19 protein-coding genes and 1 pseudogene are annotated in these 25,015 nt (G+C 63.0%); 5 read left to right on the forward strand and 15 right to left on the reverse strand.

The features are described 5' to 3' along the window. Window positions 1–623: 623 nt before the first annotated feature. Complete coding sequence (gene pgi, locus HJB91_RS06020; RefSeq protein ID WP_210629369.1) at window positions 624–2,249, reverse strand: glucose-6-phosphate isomerase; 1,626 nt, start codon at window positions 2,247–2,249, stop codon at window positions 624–626. 136 nt (window positions 2,250–2,385) lie between these two features. After that, window positions 2,386–4,086 (reverse strand): long-chain fatty acid--CoA ligase, encoded by a 1,701-nt coding sequence (locus tag HJB91_RS06025; RefSeq protein ID WP_221145859.1) that lies wholly within the window; start codon window positions 4,084–4,086, stop codon window positions 2,386–2,388. A 259-nt stretch (window positions 4,087–4,345) separates the two neighbouring features. Between HJB91_RS06025 and HJB91_RS06030 the strand changes: the two genes are divergently transcribed. Further along, a complete protein-coding gene (locus tag HJB91_RS06030) occupies window positions 4,346–4,738 on the forward strand; it encodes a PRC-barrel domain-containing protein (RefSeq protein ID WP_037143114.1) in 393 nt (130 codons plus the stop codon). 144 nt (window positions 4,739–4,882) lie between these two features. Here the strand turns inward: HJB91_RS06030 and HJB91_RS06035 are convergent, their stop codons facing one another. From HJB91_RS06035 to HJB91_RS06060, 6 genes are all read right to left on the reverse strand, one after another. Next, on the reverse strand, window positions 4,883–7,336 hold the full coding sequence (locus tag HJB91_RS06035) for a glycoside hydrolase family 2 protein (protein WP_221153836.1): 2,454 nt from the start codon (window positions 7,334–7,336) through the stop codon (window positions 4,883–4,885). A 65-nt stretch (window positions 7,337–7,401) separates the two neighbouring features. Then, window positions 7,402–7,797: a VOC family protein gene (locus HJB91_RS06040; protein WP_210629366.1), complete on the reverse strand. Its 396-nt coding sequence runs from the start codon at window positions 7,795–7,797 to the stop codon at window positions 7,402–7,404. Window positions 7,798–7,844: 47 nt separating this feature from the next. Continuing rightward, entirely contained in the window at window positions 7,845–8,594 is a 750-nt protein-coding gene (locus HJB91_RS06045) for an ABC transporter permease (RefSeq protein ID WP_210629365.1), read from the reverse strand. Beyond that, window positions 8,591–9,535, reverse strand: coding sequence for an ABC transporter ATP-binding protein (locus HJB91_RS06050; RefSeq protein ID WP_221153838.1), 945 nt, complete (start codon window positions 9,533–9,535; stop codon window positions 8,591–8,593). Before HJB91_RS06050 ends, HJB91_RS06045 begins: the two co-directional genes overlap by 4 nt. Next, on the reverse strand, window positions 9,532–10,698 hold the full coding sequence (locus HJB91_RS06055; protein WP_221153841.1) for an ABC transporter permease: 1,167 nt from the start codon (window positions 10,696–10,698) through the stop codon (window positions 9,532–9,534). Before HJB91_RS06055 ends, HJB91_RS06050 begins: the two co-directional genes overlap by 4 nt. A 70-nt stretch (window positions 10,699–10,768) precedes the next feature. After that, window positions 10,769–11,677 (reverse strand): ABC transporter substrate-binding protein, encoded by a 909-nt coding sequence (locus HJB91_RS06060; protein ID WP_210629362.1) that lies wholly within the window; start codon window positions 11,675–11,677, stop codon window positions 10,769–10,771. 412 nt (window positions 11,678–12,089) lie between these two features. Here HJB91_RS06060 and HJB91_RS06065 point away from each other — a divergent pair, with 412 nt between their 5' ends. Together HJB91_RS06065 and HJB91_RS06070 are read left to right on the forward strand one after the other, a co-directional pair. Next, the gene (locus HJB91_RS06065; RefSeq protein ID WP_221145865.1) at window positions 12,090–13,328 is read left to right on the forward strand and encodes a LysR family transcriptional regulator; all 1,239 of its coding nucleotides are present in this window, start codon (window positions 12,090–12,092) and stop codon (window positions 13,326–13,328) included. Next, entirely contained in the window at window positions 13,325–14,050 is a 726-nt protein-coding gene (locus HJB91_RS06070) for a copper homeostasis protein CutC (protein ID WP_210629360.1), read from the forward strand. The genes HJB91_RS06065 and HJB91_RS06070 overlap by 4 nt, the downstream gene beginning before the upstream one ends. Window positions 14,051–14,361: 311 nt before the next feature. Here HJB91_RS06070 and HJB91_RS06075 read toward each other — a convergent pair whose 3' ends face one another. The 7 genes from HJB91_RS06075 to HJB91_RS06105 form a co-directional block, all read right to left on the reverse strand. Then, window positions 14,362–15,381, reverse strand: a complete 1,020-nt coding sequence (locus HJB91_RS06075; protein ID WP_210629359.1) for a zinc-binding alcohol dehydrogenase family protein — start codon at window positions 15,379–15,381, stop codon at window positions 14,362–14,364. 264 nt (window positions 15,382–15,645) lie between these two features. After that, window positions 15,646–16,620: an ABC transporter permease gene (locus HJB91_RS06080; RefSeq protein WP_210629358.1), complete on the reverse strand. Its 975-nt coding sequence runs from the start codon at window positions 16,618–16,620 to the stop codon at window positions 15,646–15,648. A 75-nt stretch (window positions 16,621–16,695) separates the two neighbouring features. Beyond that, window positions 16,696–18,249, reverse strand: coding sequence for a sugar ABC transporter ATP-binding protein (locus HJB91_RS06085; protein WP_210629357.1), 1,554 nt, complete (start codon window positions 18,247–18,249; stop codon window positions 16,696–16,698). 103 nt (window positions 18,250–18,352) lie between these two features. Then, the gene (locus HJB91_RS06090; protein WP_210629356.1) at window positions 18,353–19,342 is read right to left on the reverse strand and encodes an ABC transporter substrate-binding protein; all 990 of its coding nucleotides are present in this window, start codon (window positions 19,340–19,342) and stop codon (window positions 18,353–18,355) included. Between the two features lie 208 nt (window positions 19,343–19,550). Next, entirely contained in the window at window positions 19,551–19,997 is a 447-nt protein-coding gene (locus HJB91_RS06095) for an RbsD/FucU family protein (protein ID WP_210629355.1), read from the reverse strand. A gap of 10 nt (window positions 19,998–20,007) precedes the next feature. Continuing rightward, window positions 20,008–21,027 carry an aldo/keto reductase gene (locus HJB91_RS06100; protein ID WP_210629354.1) on the reverse strand — a complete coding sequence of 340 codons (1,020 nt, stop codon included), beginning with the start codon at window positions 21,025–21,027 and terminating at the stop codon, window positions 20,008–20,010. A gap of 46 nt (window positions 21,028–21,073) precedes the next feature. Further along, complete coding sequence (locus HJB91_RS06105; RefSeq protein WP_210629353.1) at window positions 21,074–22,576, reverse strand: UxaA family hydrolase; 1,503 nt, start codon at window positions 22,574–22,576, stop codon at window positions 21,074–21,076. Between the two features lie 236 nt (window positions 22,577–22,812). Between HJB91_RS06105 and HJB91_RS06110 the strand changes: the two genes are divergently transcribed. Together HJB91_RS06110 and HJB91_RS06115 are read left to right on the forward strand one after the other, a co-directional pair. Continuing rightward, window positions 22,813–23,712 carry a GntR family transcriptional regulator gene (locus HJB91_RS06110; RefSeq protein WP_210629352.1) on the forward strand — a complete coding sequence of 300 codons (900 nt, stop codon included), beginning with the start codon at window positions 22,813–22,815 and terminating at the stop codon, window positions 23,710–23,712. Between the two features lie 162 nt (window positions 23,713–23,874). After that, window positions 23,875–24,998, forward strand: a pseudogene (locus tag HJB91_RS06115) (hypothetical protein). The last annotated feature ends 17 nt before the right edge of the window (window positions 24,999–25,015 follow it).

Raw genomic sequence — 25,015 nt, forward strand, 5'->3', positions numbered from 1 at the left:
GTGAAAACGCTCTGTGCCGGGCGCCTTGGAGAGCCTTATGGACGGGGCAGGGACGATCCGATGCTGGCGCCGCCATCGAAAGGACACGTCCGGACGCGAGTGGCCCATGTATAGGCTTCGGAAAACGGTGAAACGGGGTGTCGTCCCCGGTTTGATAGGCCATGTCGTCGGAAGTACCCTGCGCACAGATTTTGCTTGAATCTAGGGCGACGACGGTGGATTGAAAGAATTCTTTCTACAATTTTCTATTAGCGGAACGTTCAATCCGGTTTCGCACCAACAGCCCATCGACACCGATGCGCTGGCCTGGCCGATATCAGGTCATCATTTGCGGCCGCATGACGCTGTCGTCCGATCCGCCCTGGGCGCGCGAATTTCCTGGTAATGCTGAAGCCGGCCTCCGCTCCTTGCCAGCCGCCGGCACCGCCCTTCAGACCCGCTTGCGGGGCGAAGGGATATATACCGCAGCCTCGCGCCTCCCTCTTCTCACCGGCGAGGAGGATACGCCGCGACCTCTCCGTTCCCCTACTCCCTCGCCCGGTTACGAGGCTCCGCAGGACGGGTCGAGACCAGTGGCTCGACCCCCGAGGGTTAGGGTGAGGGGCGAGCCCGGCTTTCGAAACTTACTTCGCAAGCTTCGCCAGCGCCGCAACCAGCCCCTGGGTGGAGGAATCGTGGCTCGCCGCACTCTCTTTGCCCTCGACGACGGGCAGCAGGCCCGTTGCCAGTTCCTTGCCGAGTTCGACGCCCCACTGGTCGAAGGAGTTGATGCGGAAGAGCACGCCTTCGACGAAGACGCGATGTTCGTAGAGCGCGATCAGACGGCCGAGCGCATAGGGGGTCAGCTTGTCGTAGACGAAGGTGATCGACGGGCGGTTGCCCTGGAAGACGCGGTGCGGCGCGATGAAATCGGCCTTCTTGTCGTCCATGCCCTTGTCGGTCAGCTGCTTCTTGGCTTCCGCGAAGGTGCGGCCCTTCATCAGTGCTTCAGACTGGGCAAGCACGTTGGAGATCAAGAGCTGGTGTTGGTGGCGCAACTCCGACTCGAAGGCATTGGCGGCGATCATGAATTCGGCCGGGATGATGCTCGTGCCCTGATGGATGAGCTGGTAGAAGGCGTGCTGGCCATTGGTGCCGGGTTCGCCCCAGACGACCGGGCCGGAATTGCCCTCGACCGGCGTGCCGTCGATGGTGACGCCCTTGCCGTTCGATTCCATGTCGAGCTGCTGCAGATAGGCCGGGAAACGCGACAGGCGCTGGTCGTAGGGCAGGATGGCGCGGGTGGGATAGTTCAGCACATTGCGGTGGTAGAAGCCGATCAGGCCGAGCAGCATCGGCAGGTTTTCGGTAATCGGCGCCTTACGGAAGTGGTTGTCGACCGCATGCGCGCCGTCGAGGAACTTGCCGAAATTCTCAGGCCCGATCGCGATCATCAGCGGCAGGCCGATCGCCGACCAGATCGAGTAGCGGCCGCCGACCCAATCCCAGAAGCCGAAGACGCGGGCGCTGTCGATGCCGAAGGCGGCGACCTTGTCGAGCGCCGTCGAGACGGCGGCGAAGTGGTGCTGCACGGCCGATTCGCCGAGCGCCTTCGCGATGAAATTGCGCGCCGTCTGCGCATTGGTCATCGTCTCGACGGTCGTGAAGGTCTTCGAGGCGACGATGAACAGCGTCGTTTCCGGCTGCACCAGCTTCAGGATGTCGGCAATATGGGCACCGTCGATATTGGAGACGAAATGGGCGCGCGGGCCGTCATGGAAGGGGGCAAGCGCCAGCGTCGCCATGACGGGGCCAAGATCGGAGCCGCCGATGCCGATATTGATGACGTCGGTGATCGTCTTGCCGGTGACGCCCTTCAGCGTGCCGGAGCGGATGTCGTCGGCAAACTTGCCCATGGCGGCAAGCACGGCGTTGACGTCAGGCATGACATCCTTGCCGTCCACCAGAACAGGCGTATTCGACCGGTTGCGTAGCGCCGTGTGCAGGACGGCGCGGTCCTCGGTGAAGTTGATCGCCTTGCCGGAGAACATCTCCTCGCGCTTCTTCTCGACGCCGCCTTCTTCGGCAAGCCTGACCAAAAGCTTGAGGATCTCGTCGTTCACCGCCGTCTTGGAAAAGTCCATCAGCAGATCGTCAAGCGAGACGGAAAAGCGCGAAAAGCGCTGCGGATCGGCGGCGAAGGCGGCGCGGAGATCGGTCGCCTTGGTGGCATCAGCGGTGCTTTTCAGCTGTTCGACGATGGCGTTCATGGGAGGCTCCTTTTGAGGCGGAAAGGTTGCGGAAACTATTCGCTTTCTCAGGCGCAAATCAAGTTCAGCCGCCGCTCCAAATATGAAAAATCATCCGCGGCGAGCGGAGGGCTTTAATTTCATCAGATCGTCAAATTTAGCCGCGCAGGTCCTTGCGCAGGATCTTGCCGACAGGCGACTTCGGCAGTTCGGCGCGGAATTCGATGAAACGCGGGCGCTTGTAGTTGGTAAGATTGGCGATGCAATGGGCCCTCACCTCCGCCTCCGTCAGGGTCGGATCCTTTCTGACGACGAAGAGCTTGACCGCCTCGCCGGAATGCCCGTCCGGCACGCCGATCGCCGCCGCCTCCAGGATGCCGGCATGCATGGCGGCGACTTCCTCGATCTCGTTCGGATAGACGTTGAAGCCGGAAACGAGGATCATGTCCTTCTTGCGGTCGACGATCTTGGTGTAACCGCGCTCGTCCATGAAGCCCATGTCGCCCGAGCGGAAATAGCCGTCTGATGTCATCACCCGCGCCGTTTCCTCCGGCTTCTGCCAATAGCCGGCCATCACCTGCGGCCCGCGGATGCAGATCTCGCCGATTTCGCCTGTTGGCAGCGAACGGCCCTCCTCGTCGCGGATATCGAGTTCGGTCGAGGGAAGCGGCAGGCCGATCGAGCCGGTGAACTCGGGCGAATCGAAGCGGTTGGCGGTGGCGACAGGCGACGTCTCGGAAAGGCCGTAGCCCTCTGTCACCGCCGTGCCCGTTATCTTCAACCAGCGTTCGGCAACCGGGCGCTGGACGGCCATGCCCCCGCCAAGCGACATGATGAGAGAGGAGAAATCGAGCTTGGCGAATTCGGCGTTGTTCATCAGCGCGTTGAACAGCGTGTTAAGGCCGGGGAAGATATGAATGTTCGACCTTCCGAATTCCTTGACGAGGCCGGGAATATCGCGCGGGTTGGCGATCAGGATATTGTGGGCGCCGAGCGACATGCCCATCAGCGAATTCACCGTCAGCGCGAAGATGTGGTAGAGGGGCAGCGCGCAGAGGAAGTTCAGCACCTCCGGTTGTTTCTTGCGCTGGAAAGCCGATCGCAGCCAGAGCGACAGCTGCAGCTTGTTGGCGAGCAGGTTCTGATGCGTGAGCACCGCGCCCTTGGCAATGCCCGTTGTGCCGCCGGTATATTGCAGGAAGGCGATGTCGCCGCCCGCAAGCGTGACCGGGCGGAGACTTTTCCTTGCGCCTTCGCTGAGCACCTGACCGAAGCTCTTATGCTGAGGGATCGACCAGGAGGGAACGAGCTTCTTTACCTTGCGCACGACGAAATTGACCATCAGCCCCTTCGGCCCCAGCATTTCGCCGAGCGAGGTGACGACGACATGGCGCAGGTCGGTCTTGTTGAGGACCTGCTCGACGGTACGGGCGAAATTCTCCAGCACGAAGATCGCTTTGGCGCCGGAATCACGCAGCTGGTGTTCGAGTTCGCGCGGCGTATAGAGCGGATTGACGTTGACGACCACCAGGCCGGCCCGAAGGATCGCATAGGTGGCGACGGGGTTCTGCAGGACATTCGGCATCATCACCGCGACGCGGTCGCCTTTCTCGAGGCCGATGCTCTGCAGCCAGGCGGCGACCTTGCGCGTCTGGCTTTCGAGCTCGCGGTAGCTCATCGCCCTGCCCATGCTCGAAAAAACCGTCCGGTCGGCGTAACGGGCGCAGGATTTTTCCAAAAGCTCGGCAAGCGAGGCATATTCCAGCGGCGGCAGTTCGGCCGGAACCATATCGGGATAGGTGGCAAGCCAGGGCTTGTCCGCTTTTGCTCCGTTCGGATGGACGGAAATGCTGCTCATCGTGTCTCTCTCTCCCTTGCGGCCGCCGCGCCGGTCGAGCCCTGGTCGACCGGCTCTCATTGACCGGAAGCATCCTCCATCTTCCAGTCCGGCAGCTTATGCCATTGCCTGAACGGTTCAAGCCGAATGAAGCTATACTAACCTTGACGTAAACGTCAACAATCAGGCCCGGTGCGGTCATGGAAAGGCAGGGAACTTTGAGTCCGCGTTGGCGTTGACCTTTCATACCAACCATGAGGAAACACCAAAGGAGGTTCAAATGTTGAATCAGGACACCGACGCCAGCCGCCGTGACCCGAACGCCAAGGAAACGCATTCGCTGATCGCCAGCGACCGCGTCGAAGGCACCCGCGTCTATGGCGCCGATGGCCGGCATATCGGCTCGATCGAACGCCTGATCATCGGCAAGCGCGACGGCCGCGTCGCCTATGCCGTGCTAAGCTTCGGCGGCTTCCTGGGCATCGGTCATGACCACTATCCGTTGCCTTGGGAAAAGCTGAATTACGACACCCAGCTGGACGGCTACCGCATCGACCTGACCAAGGAGCAGATCGAAGGCGCACCCAGCTATTCGGACGATGACGACACCTGGTACAACGACAATGGCCGCCGGGTGTATGATTATTACGGCGTGCCGCCCTACTGGATGTAACCTCGTTCGATGGACCGAGCTGGAAGGGCCCCGTTGGCAGCGGGGCCTTTTGGTGTTTGGTGACCACGCCCCCCTGTGCCAGGGTCGGCGCTCACCCTAACCCTCTCCCCGAAAAAACGGGGCGAGGGGACGGATGAGGGGCTTTCATCGACCCGCGAGTAGATCATTGGCCGATCGCAGCACCGTGCCGATAGCAATGTCATCAGCCTCAATCACCTTCGCCGTCCTCACGTCAAACACATGGCTCTCCCCCGGCAGCAGCGTCACCAGCATCGAATCGACGACCGCATCCGGATCCAGCCGATCCGCCATCAGGCAGAGATCCTTGAGAAAATTCTCGGCCTTCACCTTGACCGCGTAACCATCCTCTATCGCAGTCACATCGACGCTCAGCCGCGGCGCCGGCAGGGCAAGGTCGATATCCTCGACGAAATAGTGAAACGCTCGCCGGTCGAGCATGTCGACGACAACGACCTCGTCCTTCGGTAAATCCGGCCTGACGACCTCCTCGGGCAGCGGAAACTCCCTGGCCTCGAAGCGGTCGCAGAGCAGCCGCCAGAATTCGAATTCCGCAAGCACGCTGCCATCGAGCCTCAGGCGTTTGCCGCTGATCTTGGCTCGCCAGAACAGCGTCCTCTCGTTGATCGCCACCGCTGCCAGTCCGCCGTCGCGCGGCTGGATCGTTAGCAGGCGCGGGTCATAGGCCGCCTTCAGCGCATACCAGAGCGGCTTGCGGCGTCCGGCCGAATCGAGGGCGGCCCAGGAGGTTACCGGCCAGCAGTCGTTGAACTGCCAGACCACCGCGCCCTTGCAGATTGCCCGGTGCGAGCGCATGTGCTCGATGCCGAAGCGGATGGCGCGCGCCTGGTTGAGCTGGGTGGCGAAGTGCCAGTCGTCCATCGTCCTTGGCGCCGGCAGATGGCCGGCCAACCCGCGGATCAGCTTGTCATTGCCCTGCGTCGCCTTCTGGTGGTGGAAGACGCCGTTCGATTGCGGCGTCAGCGGCTGATCGTGGACGCTCTCTTCGATCGTCGCCCAATTGGCCGGCGCCTGCCAGCCGAATTCGGAGCAAAAACGCGGGATGTAGTTGCGGTAGACCTCGTAGCCGACATCGTTCCAGACGTCCCAGATATGTTTGCAGCCATGTCCGTCGGCATTCGGCTCGATCTCCATCGAGCCGGAATAGGGGCTGCCGGGATAATAGGGCCGGCGGGGATCGAGTTCGTCGCAGAGCTTCGGCAGCAGGTCGAGATAATAGCCGAGCCCCCAGCTCTCGCCCGCCTTGACGATCGGCCGCCAGCCCCATTCGTCGAAACCCCAGATATTCTCGTTATTGCCGTTCCAGAGGACCAGCGAAGCATGCGGCATCAGCCGCACGACATTGTCGCGCACCTCCGCCTCGACCTCGCTTCGAAGCGGCTCCTCCTCCGGATAGGCGGCGCAGGCAAAGAGGAAATCCTGCCAGACCAGCATGCCCATGCGGTCGCAGGCTTCGTAGAATTCGTCGCGCTCGAAGATGCCGCCGCCCCAGACGCGCAGCATATGAATATTGGCGCTCCTCGCCTCTTCGATCCGGGCAGCATAACGCTCGCGCGTCACCCGCGAGGGAAAACAATCGTCGGGGATCCAGTTGGCGCCGGCGATGAACAACGGCACGTCATTGATGACGAAGGTGAAGGCCGAACCGTACGCATCTGCAGCGGTATCGAGCCTGAGCGAACGGAAACCGAGCTCGCGCTCAAAGCTGTCGAGCCGATCGCCGCTGGCCTCATCGATCAGCGTAAGCGTCAGCGGATAGAGCGGCTGGGCGCCGAGATGATGTGGCCACCAGAGCTGCGGCGAGGGCAGCGTGATCTCGAACGAAACCTCGTCTTCGCTGGCGGCGATCGTAACCGACGTCGTCACATCGCCGATCTCGGCGACCAGCCGGAACGGCCTGGAATTGCTGTGGCGCGCCAGTCTTGCATGCACCGTCACCAGCCCGTCGCCGCCGGCAAGCGTGGCCGACGCCCGTGTCTCGGCGAGCCGCGCCCCATCCCAGCTCTCCAGCCTCACCGGCTTCCAGATGCCCGCCGTCACCAGCGTCGGCCCCCAGTCCCAGCCGAAATTGCAGGCCATCTTGCGCATCAGATTGCCCGGCCCCGGATAGTTGTTGGGCCGGTAGCCGTAATGTTTTTCCATCTCAGCGCCATAGGCGTAGGCGGAGCGGAAGGTGACGGAGAGTTCGTTGGCGCCGGTCTTCAGCAGACCTGAAACATCGAAACGGTAGGTGCGGTGCATGTTGAATGTCCGGCCGATCTCTTCGCCGTTGAGGCTGATGACCGCGATCGTATCCAGCCCGTCGAAGACGAGTTCCTGCACTCTGCCATCGTCGGGCGTTGCCTCGAAGCGGCAGCGATAGGTCCAGTCCGCCCTGCCGATCCAGTCATTGGTGATCTCGTTGACATCGATATAGGGATCGGGGATCAGCCGGCTGGCGAGAAGGTCGGTATGGACGCATCCCGGCACCGTCGCCGGCATCGCATCCGGCAGGTCGGGTCTTCCTCTATCGTTGCAGGTGAGCGTCCAGCCGGAATTGAGCGCGGTTTTCTCGATCATGGCGGGCTCCTGGTTATGCCGCTCGAAGCTGTGGTATTATGGTTGGATCGGAAGATCGCGCGCCGTCAGAGAAACCGGCCGTGGCGCTGCAGCACTTCGATCTTGTAGCCGTCGGGATCGCTGACGAAGAAGAACAGGCCGAACAACTTGCCGTCGCGGTTGAGCTCCACCAGCTCGCCCGGCTTGAGCCCCAGTTTCACCATGCGCTCGCGCTCGACGGCGACTTCTTCGACCGAGACGGCGAGATGGCCATAGCCTTTGCCGAGATCATAGGGTTCGGTGCGGCCCTTGTTGACGGTCAGCTCCAGCTCGAAGCCGGTCTCGGCATTGCTCAGATAGATCAGCGTGAAGGTGTCGAAATCGACACGGTCGGCAACCGAGAGACCGAAGGCCTTGCCGTAGAACTCGACCGAGCGCGCCTCGTCGAGAACGCGGATCATGGAGTGGATCATCTTCGCCAAGGCGGCCTCCCGTTCAATCGATCACCGCAGCCTTGGTAGCGGTCCTCTTACGCCGGGCGCAAGCCGATTCTTCGCGTGATCGCCGCTTCGACGAGGCCCATGGCGTCATAGATCAGTACCGCCATCAGCCCGACGATCAGCCCGCCCTGCAGGATGAAGGCGGTATTGTCCGATATCAGCCCGGCGATGATCACCTCGCCGAGACCCTTGGCGGCAACCGTCGAGCCGATCGTCGCCGTGCCGATATTGATCACGGTCGCGACCTTCAGCCCTTCGAGGATCAGCGGCAGCGCAAGCGGCAGCTCGACGCGCGTGAGCCGCTGCGTGCCGTTCATGCCCATGCCGTCGGCCGCGTCGAGCACCTGCGGCGACACCTGCTTCAGGCCGGCGACGGTGTTTTCGAAGATCGGCAGCAGGCCGTAGAGGAAGAGCGCGATCAGCGTTGGCATGGCGCCGAAGCCGGTGGCGGGCACGGCGAGCGCCAGAACGGCGACCGGCGGGAAGGTCTGGCCGGCATTGGCGATGGCGCGCGACAGCGGCAGGAAATCCGCGCCGCTTTCCCGCGTCACGAAGATGCCGCCGGCAACGGCGAGCACGGCGCTGCAGACGATCGATCCGATCACCAGTTGCAGATGTCCGAGCGCCAGCGAGACAAGGCTGTTCTGCGTATAGACAGCGGGCGCATTGTTGCTGGTCAGCGGCGTCAACAGGAAGGAAAGCCACTGGGTCCTGAAAAGCAGGATCAGCAGCAAGCCGAGTGCGGTCAGCCGGAAGAGATTGGCGACGACGAGTTTCATGCCTTGCGGCCCAGTTCGAGCAGCCTTGTCATCGAGATCGATCCCACCGGCGCCTTTTCGCCATCCTGCACCGCCGCCTCGTCGACCCCCTGCCAGATCATTTCGGCGAGCGCATCGCGAAGGCTGAGCGACTGCGGCAGGGCATAGGCGAGGCCGCTCTTGGCCGGCTCCATGCTCTCCTTCAGCGGCAGCAGCGACATCAGCTTCAGCGCCCGGTCGGAGGTGCCGGTCAGTTGCTGCACGAAGGGATCGGCCGGTTCGGTGAGGATCTTTTCCGGAGTCGAGCATTGCAACAGTCGCCCCTGGCTCATCACGGCGATCTGGTTGCCGAGATGGAAGGCCTCGTCCATGTCGTGGGTGACGAGGATGACGGTCGTGCCGAACTGCTTCTGGATCGCCAGGAGATCATCCTGCGCCTTTCCGCGGATGACGGGATCGAGCGCACCGAAGGGCTCGTCCATCAACAGCAGTTCCGGTTCGGCGGCGAGGGCGCGGGCGACGCCGACGCGCTGCTGCTGGCCGCCGGAAAGCTGATGCGGATATTTCTCGGCGAACTCGGCCGGATCGAGGTTGAAAAGCCCGAGCAGTTCCTCGACGCGGGCGGCTATGCGCCTGGAATCCCATTCGAGCAGCTGCGGCACTGTGGCGATATTCTGCGCCACGGTCCGGTGCGGAAACAGTCCGTGCCCCTGGATCGCATAACCGATCCGGCGGCGGAGCTCGGTCACCTCGACATCCATCACATTCTGGCCGTTGACGAAGATCTGGCCCTCGCTGATCGGCACCAGCCGGTTGATCATCCGCATCAGCGTCGATTTGCCCGAGCCCGACGTGCCGACGATGACGGTGATCTCGCCCTTTTCGACGTTCATCGAGACCTTGTCGACGACGGTGGCAGCACCATAGCGTTTGGTGACGTTCCTGATCTCGATCATGCTCATGCGGCAGGTCCCCGGATGCTGTCGATGACCGCATCGAGGATGACGGCCGATGAGAATGCGAAGAAGACGGTCGGCACGGCGCCGAGCAGGACGAGGTCCATCGCCGTCTGGCCGAGCCCCTGGAAGATGAAGATGCCGAAACCGCCGCCGCCGATCAGCGCGGCAATCGTCACCATGCCGATTGCCTGCACCAGTACGATGCGGATTCCGGTGAGGATGACCGGAAAGGCAAGCGGCATGTCGATGCCAAAGAGGATCTGCCGGCGCGTCAGCCCCATGCCGGCGGCGGCATCGCGCACCGAGGGGTCGACGCCTTGCAGGCCGACGACGGTATTGGCGACGATCGGCAGCAGCGAATAGAGCACGAGTGCAATCAAGGCAGGCGCCGTGCCGATGCCGCGAATGCCGATGGCAGCAGCAAGCGGCACATGGGTGGCGAGATAGCCGAGCGGCAGCATCAACAGGCCGAAGAGCGCCAGGCTCGGGATCGTCTGGATCAGGCTTAGGCCCTGCAGCACGACGGCCCTGAGCTTCGGCACCCAGAAGCACAGAATGCCGAGCGGCAGCCCGAGAGTGATGGCGATAACGAGCGAGCCGAGCGCCAGCAGCAGATGTGAGAATGCCTCGGTCTCGAACTGTGCCGACCGCGTCGAGAATTCCTTCATGATCGAGAGGCTGTCCAGCAGGCCGGAGGCGAGAAAGGCGAAGAGCAGCGCCGCGTAGACGCCAAGCGCTGCCACCCGCATCCAGGGCGCCAGCCGGATCTTGACCAGCGCGTCCGATATGATGAGCCCGATCACCGCGAACAGCACCCAGAAGCCGCCGCCGGGCGTCATGCGCGCCACCGTGCTGCCGGGCGGCGTCGCCGCGGTCGAGACCAGGCCGATCGCAGCGATCAGTGCGGCAAGGCAAAGGGTGGCAATGACGAGCCGCGCCATGGCATTTCGGAGAAACAAGGTGGCGAGGGCGGTCAGGACGAGAAGGGCGGTCAGGATGATGACGGAGGGCTGGGGAAGAAGCTGCGTCAGCAGCATCGGCTTGCCGGCGGCGATGCGGTTCGCCTTGACGTAGATGAAGGGCATCAGTGCCGTCGCCGCAATGCCGCCCGCCACCAGAACCACGCCGAGCCGATCCAGCCTGCGGACCGTTGAGCTTTCTTCCATCAATCCAACCCTGTCTGGCCGACCCTGTCGTCAGGGAGGCTCCGCCCGCGACGGGGCGGAGCGGCAATGATTACTTCAGGAAGCCTTTTTCCTTGAGATAGGCTTCGGCAACAGACTTTGCCGGCTCGCCGTCCACCTGGATCTTGGCATTGAGCTTGCGCAACTCGTCGGCGCTCAGGCTCTTGAAGATCGGCGAGAGGATTTCCTCGATCTTCGGATTGGCCTTCAGCACCTCTTCGCGGATGATCGGGGTCGGCGCATAGACCTGCTGCACGTTCTTGTCGTCTTCGAGAACGGTGAGCTCGGCCGCTTCGATCGCGCCGTCGGTGCCGTAGACCATCGCGGTGTTGACGCCGTTCGTCTGGTCGGCGGCCGCCTTGATCGTCGCCGCGGTATCGCCGCCGGAAAGAACGACCATCTGGTCGGGCTTCAGCTGGAAGCCATAGGTGGTCTGAAAGGCGGGCAGCGCGCCGGCCGAATTGACGAATTCGGCGGAAGCCGCAAGCTTGGCAGCGCCGCCGCCGGCGACCCATTTGCCGAAGTCAGTCAGGCTCTTCAGCTTGTTCGGCTGGGCGACGTCATTGCGCACGGCGAGCGCCCAGGTGTTATTAGCCGGCGACGGCGTCAGCCAGACGATCTTGTTGGCCTCGTAGTCGAGCTTCTTCGCCAGCTCGTAACCCTGGTCGATGTTCTTCCAGGCGGCGTCATCGGCCTTGTTGAAGAAGAAGCCGGCATTGCCGGTATATTCTGGGTAGATGTCGATTTCGCCTGCGGTGATCGCCTTGCGCACCACCGGTGTGGCGCCGAGTGCGATACGGTCCTGCGTCTTGATGCCGTTGGCTTCGAGCGCCAGTGCGATGACGTTGCCGAGCAGCGTGCCTTCCGTGTCGATCTTCGACGAGACGACGACGTCGGCGGCCTGAACCGCGCCCGCTGCGAAGGCGGAGAGCGAAACGGCAAGTGCGAGTTTCTTCAGCATTGAATATCCCCTTTTAAACACCGTGATGAGGCCCAAGCCGGCAAGGCTTGCGCGCAGGAAATCCGCCGGCGAAGGCGGTAAGGCCGCCATCATCCGAATTGCGTGCGTCATGGAAATAGCGTGCCCGCCCGAAAAATCGATGCAAGCCCCCTCCAGTATTTGCGGTCGCGCCGACGATTATGACGGCGAACCTCTTTCCGCGCGCGGAAATGCATTCCCTTTTCCAAGGCCGGCGCGATTTGTTTTTGTCCCCTTGCGTGTTCCCACGATGGTCCGGTGCTCGTTTGCGGGAATTCCGCCGCCCGGCTTGTTATGAAGGTGACGATAGCCCCGCTCTCCCGGGGCAGGGATATCTTTTTTCGCGAACACGTCATATCGTCCGGTTCTTCCAGCGCTTTCCGGAGCCCGCCTTTTGCATCTCGGCGCCCTGTTCATAACGCACCACGTCCTGACCTCAGGTTCAGTCCGCGAGACCGCGCGCCGCTTCCAGCTGTCGCCGTCCACCGTGTCTGCGGCAATCCGTAATGCCGAGACCGAACTGGCGATGAAACTGACGGAACGCGCTTCCGGCGAACTGGTGATGCTGATCGCCGCCGGCGGGTTGCTCGAAGGCCTGCAGCCGATTACCGTCGCGATCGGCGAACTCGGCAAATTTGCAGGCCACGACGCCAGCGGGACGGCCGAGGCCTGGGCGTCGCGCATCCCCGTCAAGGTGGTTGCGATCGAGCGCTTTCTCGAGGTGGCCGACCAGGGCAGCATCAACCGCGCTGCCCGCCGCCTTCACTTGGGGCAACCGCAGCTTTCGCTGCAGCTCGCCAATTTGGAGCGCTTTCTCGGCCGCCGCCTGTTCGAGCGGCAGGCGCAGGGCTCGGTGCTGACGGAGGAGGGCAGGCGCGCCTACCAGATCTTCATGGCGATCAGCCAGGCATGGAACGATCTGAAATCGGCCGCCGACGAGCGCTACCGCCGCACCGCGCGGTCGCTGCGCATCGGCTCGATCATCCCGACGGGATCGGAAAGCTGGGTGGCGCGCTGCCTGGGCCTGCTGGTCTCCGAATGGAATGCGCGCCGCAGCAACAACGCGATTTCGCTGGTCTCGATGACCGCCGACGACCTGCGCGAGGCGCTGAAGAGCGGCCGCATCGACGTCGCCGTCCTGGATTCGGTCTTCGGCCTGGAACATTTCCGGCATCGCGAATTGCTGCAGACCGACATGGTGGCGATCGCGCCGCCGCAAAGCACCCAAACCACAGTCGCCGAACTCGTCGCCGCGCATGCGATCTGCACGCCGAGCCCGCGCACCGGTCTCGGCCACGCCGCCATGGCCTTCAGCGAAGCGAGCGCACCCGACCGGCGCTTGCGCAGCCGGGATATCACCGCGGCGGATTCGCTGCCTGTCATCGTCGATCTCGTCGCCAATCACGGCTACGTCTCCTTCCTCGGCCGTGTCAGCGCCATGCCGATCGCCGACAAGGTGCGCATCGTCGATCTCGACGAGCATCTGCCGATGTCCTATCACGTCGCCTTCAACCATCGAAAAGCCGCTGCCGATGCCTGCGAGATGATCATCGCGGCGGCCGCCAAAATCACCTCGGAATCTGCCGCGCCCATCACAAAGCAGGTCGACGGGGCCAGGGAGACGGCAGCGTGACGATTTTACTGGAAGTCTGCGTCGACAGCGCCGCGGGCCTTGCCGCCGCAATCGAAGGCGGCGCCGGCCGCATCGAGCTGTGCTCGGCGCTGGAGCTCGGCGGTCTGACGCCGCTGCCGAGCCTGATGCGGATCGCCGCCCGGGCGCCGATTCCGGTCTATGCCATGATCCGCCCGCACGCCGGCCCCTTCATTTTCGATAGCGTCGACGAGGAGGCGATGATGCTCGATATCGACGCGGTGCGCGCAGCCGGCCTCGCCGGCGTCGTCATCGGCGCCAACCGCCCGGACGGCACGCTCGACCTGCCGCTGCTCCACCGTCTGAAGGCGCATGCCGCCGGCCTAGGCTCGACGCTGCACCGCGCTTTCGACCTGGTGCCGGATGCCGATCAGGCGCTGGAACAGGCGATCGAACTCGGCGTTGAGCGCATCCTGACCTCCGGCTGCGCGCCGAAGGCGGCCGACGGCCTCGATACGCTGAAGCGTCTTTCAGAGAAAGCGGCCGGCCGCATCTCGATCATGCCTGGCAGCGGCGTCCGCCCTGCCAATGTCGGCGAAATTCTCCGTGCGACCGGAGCCCGAGAGGTCCACGGCTCCTGCAGCTCGCCGGTCGAAAGCCGCGATCCGCGTGCGGTGGCTTTTGGTTTCGAGGCGAAAAGTGCGAACCGGACGGATGCCGCGGCGGTTAGGGAGATGAGCAGGGCGATTGCGGCGGTGTGTTAGCGGTTTCTGCACTGTTGACGACAAACGGTTGCAGTTTGGAACGCGAATGGAGCGCCTGCGGCCATGGGTCCTCGGGTCAAGCCCGAGCACGATGGAGAGTGGGGGAGCCTGTGCGGCAGGTACCGCAAACCCAGTGGCTTTTGCAGTTACCGTTTTTGCCTAGGCGAGTTCCACCCAAAACCGCTCGCATTTTGCTGGAATTCCTCCGGACGTCCCGCCTCTCGCTGCAGCCGCCTCCTCATACTCCGTCCTACTCGGGCTTGACCCGAGTATGCACGCGCAGCACTCCGCGCGCATGATACACGTCCTACCTACCCACCAACCCTGATCACCGCCTTGATCAGCCCGCTCTTCTCATGCGCCCAGCGGGCCACATCGCGCGGCGCGTCGGCGAGTGTCGTGCGGTGGGTGATCAGCTTGTCGACCGGCACCAGCCCTTTGGCGATCGAATCCGCCACGTGCTCGAAATCGGCGCGAGTGGCATTGCGGCTACCGATCAGCATCATCTCGCGCTTGTGGAACTCCGGATCGGAGAAGCGGATGTCGTCCTTGACGACGCTGACCAGCACCAGCGCGCCGCCGTGGGCGACGAAGGAGAAGGCTTTCTCCATCGACGGGCCGTAACCTGTGGCGTCGAAGACCACGTCGAAGCCGTCGCCATTGGTCTTTTCCTTGACGGCCTCGGCCGTCGCCTCGTTGGCGACGATGCCGGAGGTGAAGCCGAAGCGTTCGGCGGCCATCTGCAGCCGTTCGGCGCTGGTATCGAGCAGCGTCACGTCATGGCCGGCGATGCGCGAGAAGATCGCAGCGCCGAGCCCGATCGGCCCGGCGCCGATGACGAGCGAGCGCGCGCCGGCGCCGGCGAGCGAGCGGCGCACCGCATGGGCGCCGATCGCCAGAAATTCCGTCGTCGCCGCCGCTTCGAGGCTGAGGCCCTTGGCGGGATAGAGATTGCCTGCCGGAACGGAGATCTCCTCGCAGAAGGCGCCATCGGTATGGACGCCGAGGACCTTGATGTTGGTGCAGCAGTTCGGCTTGCCCTTGATGCAGGCGACACATTGACCGCAGGAGAGATAGGGGTTGACGATGACAGGCGTGCCGGCCGTAAGCGCCACGCCGTCGCCGGCCTCGATCACCGTCGCCGAGATCTCATGCCCCATCACCCGGGGATATTCGAGGAAAGGGTGCTTGCCCTCGTAGATGTGATAATCCGTGCCGCAGATGCCGACATGGCTGACGGCCAGCCGCACCCATCCGGGCGCCGGTGCGGAAGGTGATGGGCGTTCGACGATGTCGAGCACGCCGGGTTCGCGGCAAACAACTGCTTTCATGACGGGTCTCGCATTCTTCGTTCTTTACTCTGTGTCGTGCCAACTGCTGTTCGGTTCGGGCGGATAGCTGCCCCTCACCCTAGCCTTACCAGGGTCGAGCCACTCGTCTCGACCCGTCCTGCGGACCCCCGCTTGCGGGGCGAGGGGACGTGCCCAGCGAGACATTGGCGAGGGACCGAGAGGTTGCGGCCTGGTCCCTTCTCCCCGCGAGCGGGGAGAAGGTGGCGGCAGCCGGATGAGGGGCAGGCCGCTCTCTCTCGCTGCTCAGCTGCTCTTGCGGCGGCGCAACTGGTCGAAGAACACGATCACGATGATCAGCAGTCCGGTGATGATGCGCTGCCAGAAGGAGTTGACGTTCAGAAGGTTGGCGCCGTTGTTGATGGTGGCGAGAATGAAGGCGCCGATCAGCGGGCCGTGCACGGAGCCGACCGCGCCGAACAGGCTGGTGCCGCCGATGACCGAGGATGCGATCGCCTGCAGTTCCCAGCCGTCGGCTTGCGTCGCATTGCCGATCGCGATGCGCGAGGCGAGCAGCACGCCGACGAAGGCGGCAAAGCCGGCCGAGAGGATATAGGCGAGATAGATCATGCCCTTGACGTTGACGCCGGAAAGGCGCGCGGCTTCCGCATTCGAGCCGACCGCGAAGAGATAGCGGCCCCAGCGGCTGAGATGCAGGAAGACGAAGGAAGGCACCGCCACCAGGATGACCATCCAGAACAGACTGGGAATGCCGAGGAAATCGGCACGGGCGAAATTGCTGAAGCTCTCGTCGGTGATGCTGATCGTCGAACCGTTGGTGATCAGCAGGCCGATGCCGCGCAGCGATGTCAGCGTTGCCAGCGTGATGATGAACGGCGGCAGGCCCATATGGACGATGCCGAAGCCGTGGAAGGCGCCGATCGCCACACCGATGGCGAGCGTCAGCACGATCGCCGCCCAGAGCGGCACGCCGGCCTGCAGCAGCCAGGCGATGATGACCGTGCAGAAGCCGACGATGGCGCCGACCGACAGGTCGATGCCGGCGGTGATAATGACGAAGGTCTGGCCGAGCGCCAGAATCGCCGTCATCGCCCCCTGACGCAGCAGGTTCGAGATGTTGAGCGGCGTCCAGAAGCTGGCGGTGACGAAGCCGAGCACGACCCAGAGGAAGATCAAGAGCCCGATCAGCGTCAGGCCGAACAGGATATTCATTTTCCGGCGCGGCGGCGGCGCGACGATTTCGGTGGGGGTGGCAGTCATGAATTTTCTCCCTCTTAGAGCCTTTCCGTTTTTCTCCGAACCGCGGAAATGCTCTATCTCTTTGTTGTCTCGTGCTCAGACGCCGATCGCTTCGCTGAGCACTTCTTCATGCGTCGCCGCGTGGAAATCATGGCTGGCGACGATCCTGCCGCCGCGGAAGACGTGCAGCCGGTCGGCCAGTTCGTAGACCTCTGGCAGATAGGAGGAGATCAGGATGATGCCCGCCCCCTCCTTCAGAAGCTTGGCGAACAGCCGGTAGATTTCCGCCTTGGTGCCGACGTCGACGCCGACGGTTGGTTCGTCGAAGATGAACAGCCTGGCGCCGTGGCTCAGCCACTTGCCGATGACGATCTTCTGCTGGTTACCGCCCGACATGCTGGAGGCCGGAACGCGCCGGCTCGGCGTCTTGATGCTGAGATTGCGGATCTGATTGTCGGCATTCGCCGATTCCCGCGCATGGTTGATGACCGGCCCGTGGCTGAGGCGCCCGAAGACCGGCAGGTTGATATTGAGGCCGATCGACTGATTGAGGCAGAGCCCCTGGTCGCGCCGGCTTTCCGGCGCCAGCGCAATGCCGAGCTCCATGGCCGTGCGTTCGTTCCGGATGTCGACGCGCTTGCCCATCCAGTGGATTTCGCCGGCGCTTTTCGGCTGGCGCCCATAAAGGCCCAGCGCGAATTCGCTGCGTCCGGCGCCGATCAGGCCATAGAGGCCGACGATCTGTCCTGATTTGACGCTGAGCGACACGTCCTCGAAGCCCGGACCCGAAAGCCCTTTGACCTCGACGATCGTCTCGCCGAAGGCGATCTCTTCCTTGTGGTAGATCTGCTCGATCGAGCGGTTGATCATCAAAGCGATCAGCTCGGCATCATTGGTCTCGCCGATCAGCCGCGTGCCGACATGCGTGCCGTCGCGCAGCACCGAGACCCGGTCGGCCAGTTCGAAGACCTCCTCCATGCGGTGGCTGATATAGACGATGGTCACGCCTTCGCCCTGCAGGCGGCGGATCAGCTTGAACAGCTGCGCCGATTCCTGGCGTGTCAGATAGGCGGTGGGTTCGTCGAAGATCAGGAATTGCGTGCCGCGCATCGCCGCGCGCGCCGTTGCCACCAGCTGCTGCTGGCCGATCGTCAGCGAACTTAGAAGCGCGCCGGCCGGCAGGCCGAAGCCAAGATCGTCGAGTACCGCCTGCGCCATCTTTTCCATCTGCTTCTTGCGCATCAGGCCATAGCGGTTGACCTCGTCGCCGAGGAAGAGGTTGGCGGCGACCGTCAGGTGCGGGCAGAGCACCACTTCCTGGTGGACGGCATTGATGCCGCGGGCGATCGCCTCGTTCGGCGTCGACAGCCCGACGGGATGGCCGCACCACAGCACCTCGCCGGCCGTGCGGGTGATGACGCCGGTGAGCAATTTGATCAGGGTGGATTTGCCGGCGCCGTTTTCGCCGACGATGGCGTGGATCTCTCCGGCCAGGAAGGTCAGCGTCGCCGGTTTCAGCGCCTGCACATGACCGTAATTCTTCTGCAGGCCCTTGAGTTCGAGGATAGGCGATCCGGCGGGAATGCGATTGGCTTCTTTCAGCGTGGCGCTGTCATCGTGGCGATGACTGACCTCTTCCAGTCCGATCATGGACCTCTCCTCCTCTTGTCGCGTCTGCTCCATCCCTGCTGAACCATACCATGGATGGAAAAGGCCGCGCCGGTTTTTGAGCCGGCGCGGCCCGTCTGTCGTCTTACTTGATCTTCGGGTTCAGGAGCGCGTCGATCTTCGGATCGGCCATGTTCGCCTTGGTGACGAGGTTTGCGCCGGTGTCGACATTCTCAGGAACCTTTTCGCCCTTGGAGACGGCAAGCGCGGTCTTGATGCCGTCATAGCCCATGCGATAGGGGTCCTGAACGACGAGGCCGGCAATCGCACCGTCCTTGAGGAAACCGACCGTCTTGTCGTCACTGTCGAAGCCGATGACCTTGATCTTGTCGCCGAGCTTGTTTTCGGCGATCGCCTGGCCGACGCCCTGCGCCAGGATTAGGTTCGAGGCGAAGACGCCGACGAGCTTCGGGTTGGCCGTGATCAGGTCGGTCATCATGTTGAGGCCGGTGGTTGCTTGGCCGTCACCATACTTGTCGGCGATGACCTTCAGACCCGGATGCTTGGTCTTGATCTGATCGAGGAAGCCTTCGCGGCGCTGTTCCAGTGAGCCGACGCCGGGAAGATTGGTCAGGATGACGATGTCGCCTTCTTCCTTGCCGGTCATCTCCTTGATGGCGGCGGCAAGACCGTCGGCGGCGATGCGGCCGCCCTGGACGTTGTCGGTCGTCAGGAACGAGCTGAATGCCTTGGAGTCGGCACCGGAGTCGATGCCGATGATCGGAACCGACTTGGCGGCTTCGTCGATCGGCTTGCCGAGCGCCTTGAATTCGGTCGGCGAGATGACGATGGCGGCCGGCTTGCCGGCAACGGCATTCTCCAGAATGCTGATCTGGCCGTTGATGTCGGATTCTGCCTGGGCGCCGAGTTCCGGCACGTTGACGCCGAGATCCTTGCCGGCCTTGCGGGCGCCGGCCAGAACGATCTGCCAGTAGAAGGACGTCGTGTCCTTGACGATGATCGGGATCGTCACGTCGGCGGCAAAGGACGTGACCGGCATCGCTGTGGCGATGACGGCGGCACCCGCGAGCGCGGTAAAGGCGCGGCGGGACAGCAGGGATTTCACGATGCTCATAAAAGTTCTCCTCTCAGGATGCGTTCTCCTCCAATAAACCGGACCGCTGAACGCTGGCGGAGGGTTTTTATCGATAAAAAACATTTGCAGACAGAAGCTAGCCGAGGCGCAATCAAATTGCAAGGGCGTCAATCCAGCTTTTTTGCTACGGAAAACTCCTTCCAAGCATCTGATTTTACTCCAATACTACGATAACCTAAAATAGCTATCAGGTGAAATCGACCTCGTGCGGATGCACGACGCCCTTTTTCAAAATCAGGTTGCCATACAGCCGGAATTCGGTTGTCGCCACGATATAGGCGGCCTTGCGCGCCATCGCATAAAAGGCGAAACGCTCCACCGGCACGATCGAAAACTCGCCGGCGCGCTGGGCGACGATTTCCTGAAATTCGGCGCAGACCTCGGGCACGGCCTGCGGGTCGCCGACTACCTCCATCCGCCAGGCAGTCTCGGGTACGAAAGTGTCGAGCGGCATATGTGTCAGGATCGCCTCGGCCATCGCGGTGGCGCTGACGCCGTCGGCGCGGATGACCGGTGGGCCCATCGAGCCCGCGGGGAAATTGGCGTCTGCGATGACGATGTCGTCGCCATGCCCCATCGTCTTCAGCGCATGAAGCAGATCGGGCCCGAGCAGCGGATGAATACCTCTCAGCATGTTGTCTCCCTCAGACCCGGACCGCTTCGGCGCCGAGCGGCGGCGCAGTGAGCGTATAGGGTTCGAATTCGTCGTAGATCTCGTCGGCTAGCGGCGGCTCGACTGTCTCCATGTTGCGCGTCAGGCTCGACGGTTTTGCCGTGCCGATCAGCACCGAGGCGACGATCGGGTCGCGCAGTGGAAATTGCATGGCGGCGGCCGCGAGCGGCACGCCGTGACGCTTGGCGATTGCCTCCATGGCGCCGACCTTGGCAAGAACGTCCGCATCGGCCGGCATATAGTCGAAATGCGAGCCCGGCACCGGGCCTGTAGCGAGGATGCCGGAGTTGAAGACGCCGCCGACGACGAGCGATGTGCCCTTCTGCCGGCAGAGCGGCAGAAGTTCGGCGACCGCCGAACGGTCGAGCAGCGTATAACGGCCGGCAAGCAGGATGCAGTCGAGATCGGCATGGCGCATGACGTCGAGGCAGACCGGCACCTCGTTGACGCCGAGGCCGAAGGCAGAGATGGCGCCCGATGACTTGAGCGCGTCCAGCGCCTTGATGCCGGAATCGAGAAGCTGCTTCTGGTAGACCGCGTTCTTCGCCGCGCCATGCGTATAGACGCCGATATCATGCACGTAGAGAATGTCGATGCGGTTGAGGCCGAGGCGCGCATAGCTGAACTCGACCGAGCGCATGATGCCGTCATAGGAATAGTCGTAATCGGCGTCGAAGGAGAGCGGATTGACATAGCTATAGTCGGGAACGGTACCCGTCGGCACCGGCCTCAGCAGCCGGCCGACCTTGGTGGAAAGCACATAGGCGCCATCCGGCTGATCGCGCAGGAAATCGCCAACGCGCCGTTCCGCAAGGCCGAGGCCGTACCAGGGAGCGACATCGAAATAGCGGATGCCGCTGTCCCAGGCTGCCTGCAGCGTCTCCATCGCCTGATCGCGCGGGCAGTCGCGGTAGAGACCACCCAGGGGAGCTGCACCGTAGCTGATCTCGGTCACCTCAAGCCCGGTCTTGCCGATCCGTCTCGTCTTCATCATGCCCCCCGGGAATTGCCTAAAAACAACAGCTTAGCATCGCAATCTAGAGCGTAGCGCCGAGATGCCAAGGCACGAATTCGTTATCGCCGTAACCGAAGATCTCGCTCTTGGTCTTCTTGCCGGAGGCCGTGTCGACGATCAGATCGAAGATCTCGCGGCCCTTGCCGCTGATCGTCGCGTCGCCGGTGGCGATCGTGCCGCAATCGATGTCCATGTCCTCTTCCATCGAGGCATAGAGCGCCGAATTGCTGGACAGCTTCAGCGACGGCGCCGGCCGGCAGCCGAAGCAGCTGCCGCGGCCGGTGGTAAAGGCGATCATATTTGCCCCGCCCGCCACCTGTCCGGTCGCTGAAACCGGATCGTAGCCGGGCGTGTCCATGAAGACGAGGCCGGGCGCGGTCACCCGCTCGGCATAGCCATAGACCGCCGTCAGCGGCGAGCGGCCGCCCTTGGCCACGGCGCCGAGCGACTTTTCCAGGATGGTGGTGAGCCCGCCGCGCTTGTTGCCGGGCGACGGATTGTTGTCGAGCGAGGCGCCGTGCAGCGCGACGTAATCTTCCCACCAGGCGATTTTCTCGTCGAGTTTTCGCGCCACCTCGTCGCTGACGGCGCGGCTGCGCAGCAGATGTTCGGCGCCATAGATTTCCGAGGTCTCCGACAGGATCGCCGTGCCGCCGGCCGCCGCCAGCAGATCGGCGGCGACACCGAGCGCCGGATTGGCGGTGATGCCGGAAAAGCCATCCGAGCCGCCGCATTGCAGGCCGATGATGATCTCGCCGATCGAAATCGGCATGCGCTTCTCCCTGCCGACATCGGCGGCGATCTCGCGCAGCACGCCCATGGCGCGCTCGACCGCGCGGCGCGAACCGCCGGCATCCTGAATGTTGAAGTGGCGCTTCGAGGCGCCCGCACCGCTCTGGCCGTAAAGCGTCAGCTGGTTGACCTCACAGCCGAGGCCGATCATCAACACGCCGCCGAAATTGACATGCCTGGTATAGCCGGCAAGTGTGCGGTGCAGCACGTTCATGCCGTCGCCGGTCGAGCTCATGCCGCAGCCCTGGTCGTGCACGATCGGCACGAAACCGTCGATGCCGTCGTAATGCGGCAGGATCGTCCGGTTCGCCTCGTCGGCGATTGCCCGGCAGACGGTGGTGGAACAGTTCACGCTGGCGATGATGCCGATATAGTTGCGCGTCGCCGCCCGCCCATCGGCGCGGCGATAGCCCATGAAGGTGCGCGCCTTGTCCTCTGCGGTTGCTTCTGCCGGCGCCGAATTGGCGGTGGCGGCCAGACGGTCGTTTTCAAAATGAAGATTATGGCTGTGCACATGGTCACCGGCCTTGACCTCGGCGGTGGTGCGGCCGATCGCCTGCCCGTACTTCACCACGGCCGATCCCAGCGGAATATCCGCGATCGCCACCTTGTGGCCCGGCTCGATCTTCTGGCGGGCTGCAATGCCGGCAACCGTCGAGCCCTCGGCGATGGCGGCCGTTGCGACCGCGACATTGTCGCCGGCCGACAGGATGATCCAAGGCTGTTTGTCCAATCTCTTCTCCCTGAAGGAAACGCTCGCTGCATCGGCGAATGCGATTGATTTTGTTTTTTATCTACAATAAACATTTTCAAGTCAACGGGAATATTGATCCTGTGGACGAGGGAGGCAATGCGCCGCAGACGATCGGAAATACGCTAATGGTTTTTTCAACAAGCTCCGGTCGGGCGCCGTTTCGCTGTTGAAGCGGAACGGCAATCCCGGCACGCGGGCGGAAAGCGGGGGATCTGATGGCAAGGCAGAATACGGTCTTCAAGGAAGCCTACAACAGGTATGCCGCGGCCCTGCGCACGGATACGGCGCTGCCGTCGGAACCGGAGATCGCAGCCCAGCTCGGCGTCAGCCGTTCAACCGCGCGCGCCATCCTCACCCGCCTCAGCGATGAAGGCATCATCCGCTGGAACAAACGTCAGAAGATCGTGCTGCGCGAGCCCACCGACCGCGACCTCTTTCCTTCCGAAGAGACGGATTCGCTGCACGACATCATCGAGCGCAGTTTCATGCGGCGCATCCTGGCCGACGATGCCGCACCCGGCATGCAGATCAACGAGCTGGAGCTTGCCCGCGAGATCGGCACCGGCACAACGAGCGTGCGTGAATTCCTGATCCGCTTCTCCCGCTTCGGACTGATCGAAAAGCGGCCGAACAGCCATTGGACGCTGAAGGGCTTCACCCGCGAATTCGCGCTCGAGCTTGCCGATGTCCGCGAAATGTTCGAGCTGCACTCCGCCGCCGAATTCGGCAGGCTTTCGCGCGAAAATCAGGCCTGGATCGATCTGGCCGCCATGCGCGAGGAGCATCTTTCCATGCTTGCCGACATCAACCAGCGCTTCAAGGACTTCTCGGTGCTCGACGAGCGCTTCCACCTGTTGATCCACCGCGCCTCGAAGAACCGCTTCATTGCCGATTTCTACGATGCGATCGCCATCATCTTCCACTATCACTACCAGTGGAACAAGACGGCCGCCCGCGAGCGCAACGAACGCGCCATCCACGAACATCTGGATTATATCGCCGCACTGGAATCCGGCGACCAGGCAGCGATCGGAAAAGCCTGCCGCGTCCACCTGCGCTCCGCCCGTCAGACCCTGCTGCAATCTCTGCCGCAGAATGTGAGCGAAAACGCCTGAGCCGAGGAGGGCTGCTCCGGTGCCGTGCCGCAGCCATGTCGGCAAACGTCTGGGTTGATGCGAATGCTCCGTTACAGCTATTGAAATAGCTCTTTGATGCGCATGGTCGATCTCCGCCGTCGGCGATGAGCGATGATCATGAATGGAGAGCAAGTTTCACCAATGGAAAACACCTCTGCACCCTCCACCGCTGCCGAATGGAAGCTGGCCAATTTCCTGAGCACCTATCGCTATTGGGCGGTCTTTTTGTCGTCGCTTCTTGTGGCAATGGCCGGACAAGGGTTGAGCACGGTCTTCCCCGTGATCTCGCAGATGGCGGGAAGCAGCGCGCAGACAATCGGCATTTTCATTTCGGCTCCACCCTTGGCTGGGTGGTCGGCGCCTTCCTGGCCTTTGTCGTTGCGAGCCGCCATGGTCGGTCGGCTTTGATTTCGCCGGTTCTCGTCTGCGCGGTCGTAGCCGTCTGTTTGCTGCCGACGCCTGCGCTCTGGGCATCGCCGGTATTTCTGTTTTTGTTCGGCCTGGTGGTCGGTGCGATGCGGGCTGTCTATCCTCTCGCGGCCGCGATATTCCTGGTGGGTGGGCGGCCGGGCAAGATCGACTTCGGCTGCGCCCTGACGCTGATGTCGACGACGATCCTGATTTCAGCCTTTGCACCGGCCGTCGCCTCGTGGTTGTACGGGTTCGATCTCGGCGCCGTGCCCGTTGTTTCAGCTTTTCTGGCCTGCCCGCTCCTCGCCGTCATAGTGCTGGTGCCGGCTGGAAACCTCGCCTTCGATGAACCGCCGCGTCCTCGGCACAAACCGCTTGCACCGCGGCGGCGATCACCCCTCTTGGTCGCCATCATTCTGGTCGCACCGCTGATCCTTATTTTCCTGACGGTGCTCGGGCTCAATCTGCTGCAGGCGGGTGATTTCGAGGTCGCCCGTTCTCCGGTCGCGCTGCTTTTGGCGCTTTTGGTCCTCGGCATCGCGCTGGCCGCCTTCGTCTACCTTGCCTATTGGGTCTATCGCATCCACGGGGAGCTTGCGGGCGCCGCACGGTCGCAGCGCCTGCTCACGCCGCTTGCGGCCATGCTGATCGCCATCCCTCGTGCCGCTCGGATTGCCGGTTCTTGTCATGACCCTTGGCGACCTGCTGAGTGAGCAGGCCCGCGACAGAGGCCAGGGAAATCCGATCCGATCGCCTGGCTCGGCATCTGGAGTTTCATCCTTCCGCCGATCGCCATCGCAATGGTCCAGAAGGCGGCGAACGACAGGTATGTCCTGGGTGCAAGCAGGACCTAACGGCGACAGTAAGGCCG

The organism is Rhizobium sp. NLR10b, assembly GCF_019685435.1.
Lineage (GTDB): Bacteria > Pseudomonadota > Alphaproteobacteria > Rhizobiales > Rhizobiaceae > Rhizobium.

Bases quoted from the DNA above. Each gene is read 5' to 3' on its own strand.
- pgi (WP_210629369.1), bottom strand. From the start codon at position 2,249: ATGAACGCCATCGTCGAACAGCTGAAAAGCACCGCTGATGCCACCAAG.
- HJB91_RS06025 (WP_221145859.1), bottom strand. From the start codon at position 4,086: ATGAGCAGCATTTCCGTCCATCCGAACGGAGCAAAAGCGGACAAGCCC.
- HJB91_RS06030 (WP_037143114.1), top strand. From the start codon at position 4,346: ATGTTGAATCAGGACACCGACGCCAGCCGCCGTGACCCGAACGCCAAG.
- HJB91_RS06035 (WP_221153836.1), bottom strand. From the start codon at position 7,336: ATGATCGAGAAAACCGCGCTCAATTCCGGCTGGACGCTCACCTGCAAC.
- HJB91_RS06045 (WP_210629365.1), bottom strand. From the start codon at position 8,594: ATGAAACTCGTCGTCGCCAATCTCTTCCGGCTGACCGCACTCGGCTTG.
- HJB91_RS06050 (WP_221153838.1), bottom strand. From the start codon at position 9,535: ATGAGCATGATCGAGATCAGGAACGTCACCAAACGCTATGGTGCTGCC.
- HJB91_RS06055 (WP_221153841.1), bottom strand. From the start codon at position 10,698: ATGGAAGAAAGCTCAACGGTCCGCAGGCTGGATCGGCTCGGCGTGGTT.
- HJB91_RS06060 (WP_210629362.1), bottom strand. From the start codon at position 11,677: ATGCTGAAGAAACTCGCACTTGCCGTTTCGCTCTCCGCCTTCGCAGCG.
- HJB91_RS06075 (WP_210629359.1), bottom strand. From the start codon at position 15,381: ATGAAAGCAGTTGTTTGCCGCGAACCCGGCGTGCTCGACATCGTCGAA.
- HJB91_RS06080 (WP_210629358.1), bottom strand. From the start codon at position 16,620: ATGACTGCCACCCCCACCGAAATCGTCGCGCCGCCGCCGCGCCGGAAA.
- HJB91_RS06085 (WP_210629357.1), bottom strand. From the start codon at position 18,249: ATGATCGGACTGGAAGAGGTCAGTCATCGCCACGATGACAGCGCCACG.
- HJB91_RS06090 (WP_210629356.1), bottom strand. From the start codon at position 19,342: ATGAGCATCGTGAAATCCCTGCTGTCCCGCCGCGCCTTTACCGCGCTC.
- HJB91_RS06095 (WP_210629355.1), bottom strand. From the start codon at position 19,997: ATGCTGAGAGGTATTCATCCGCTGCTCGGGCCCGATCTGCTTCATGCG.
- HJB91_RS06100 (WP_210629354.1), bottom strand. From the start codon at position 21,027: ATGAAGACGAGACGGATCGGCAAGACCGGGCTTGAGGTGACCGAGATC.
- HJB91_RS06110 (WP_210629352.1), top strand. From the start codon at position 22,813: ATGGCAAGGCAGAATACGGTCTTCAAGGAAGCCTACAACAGGTATGCC.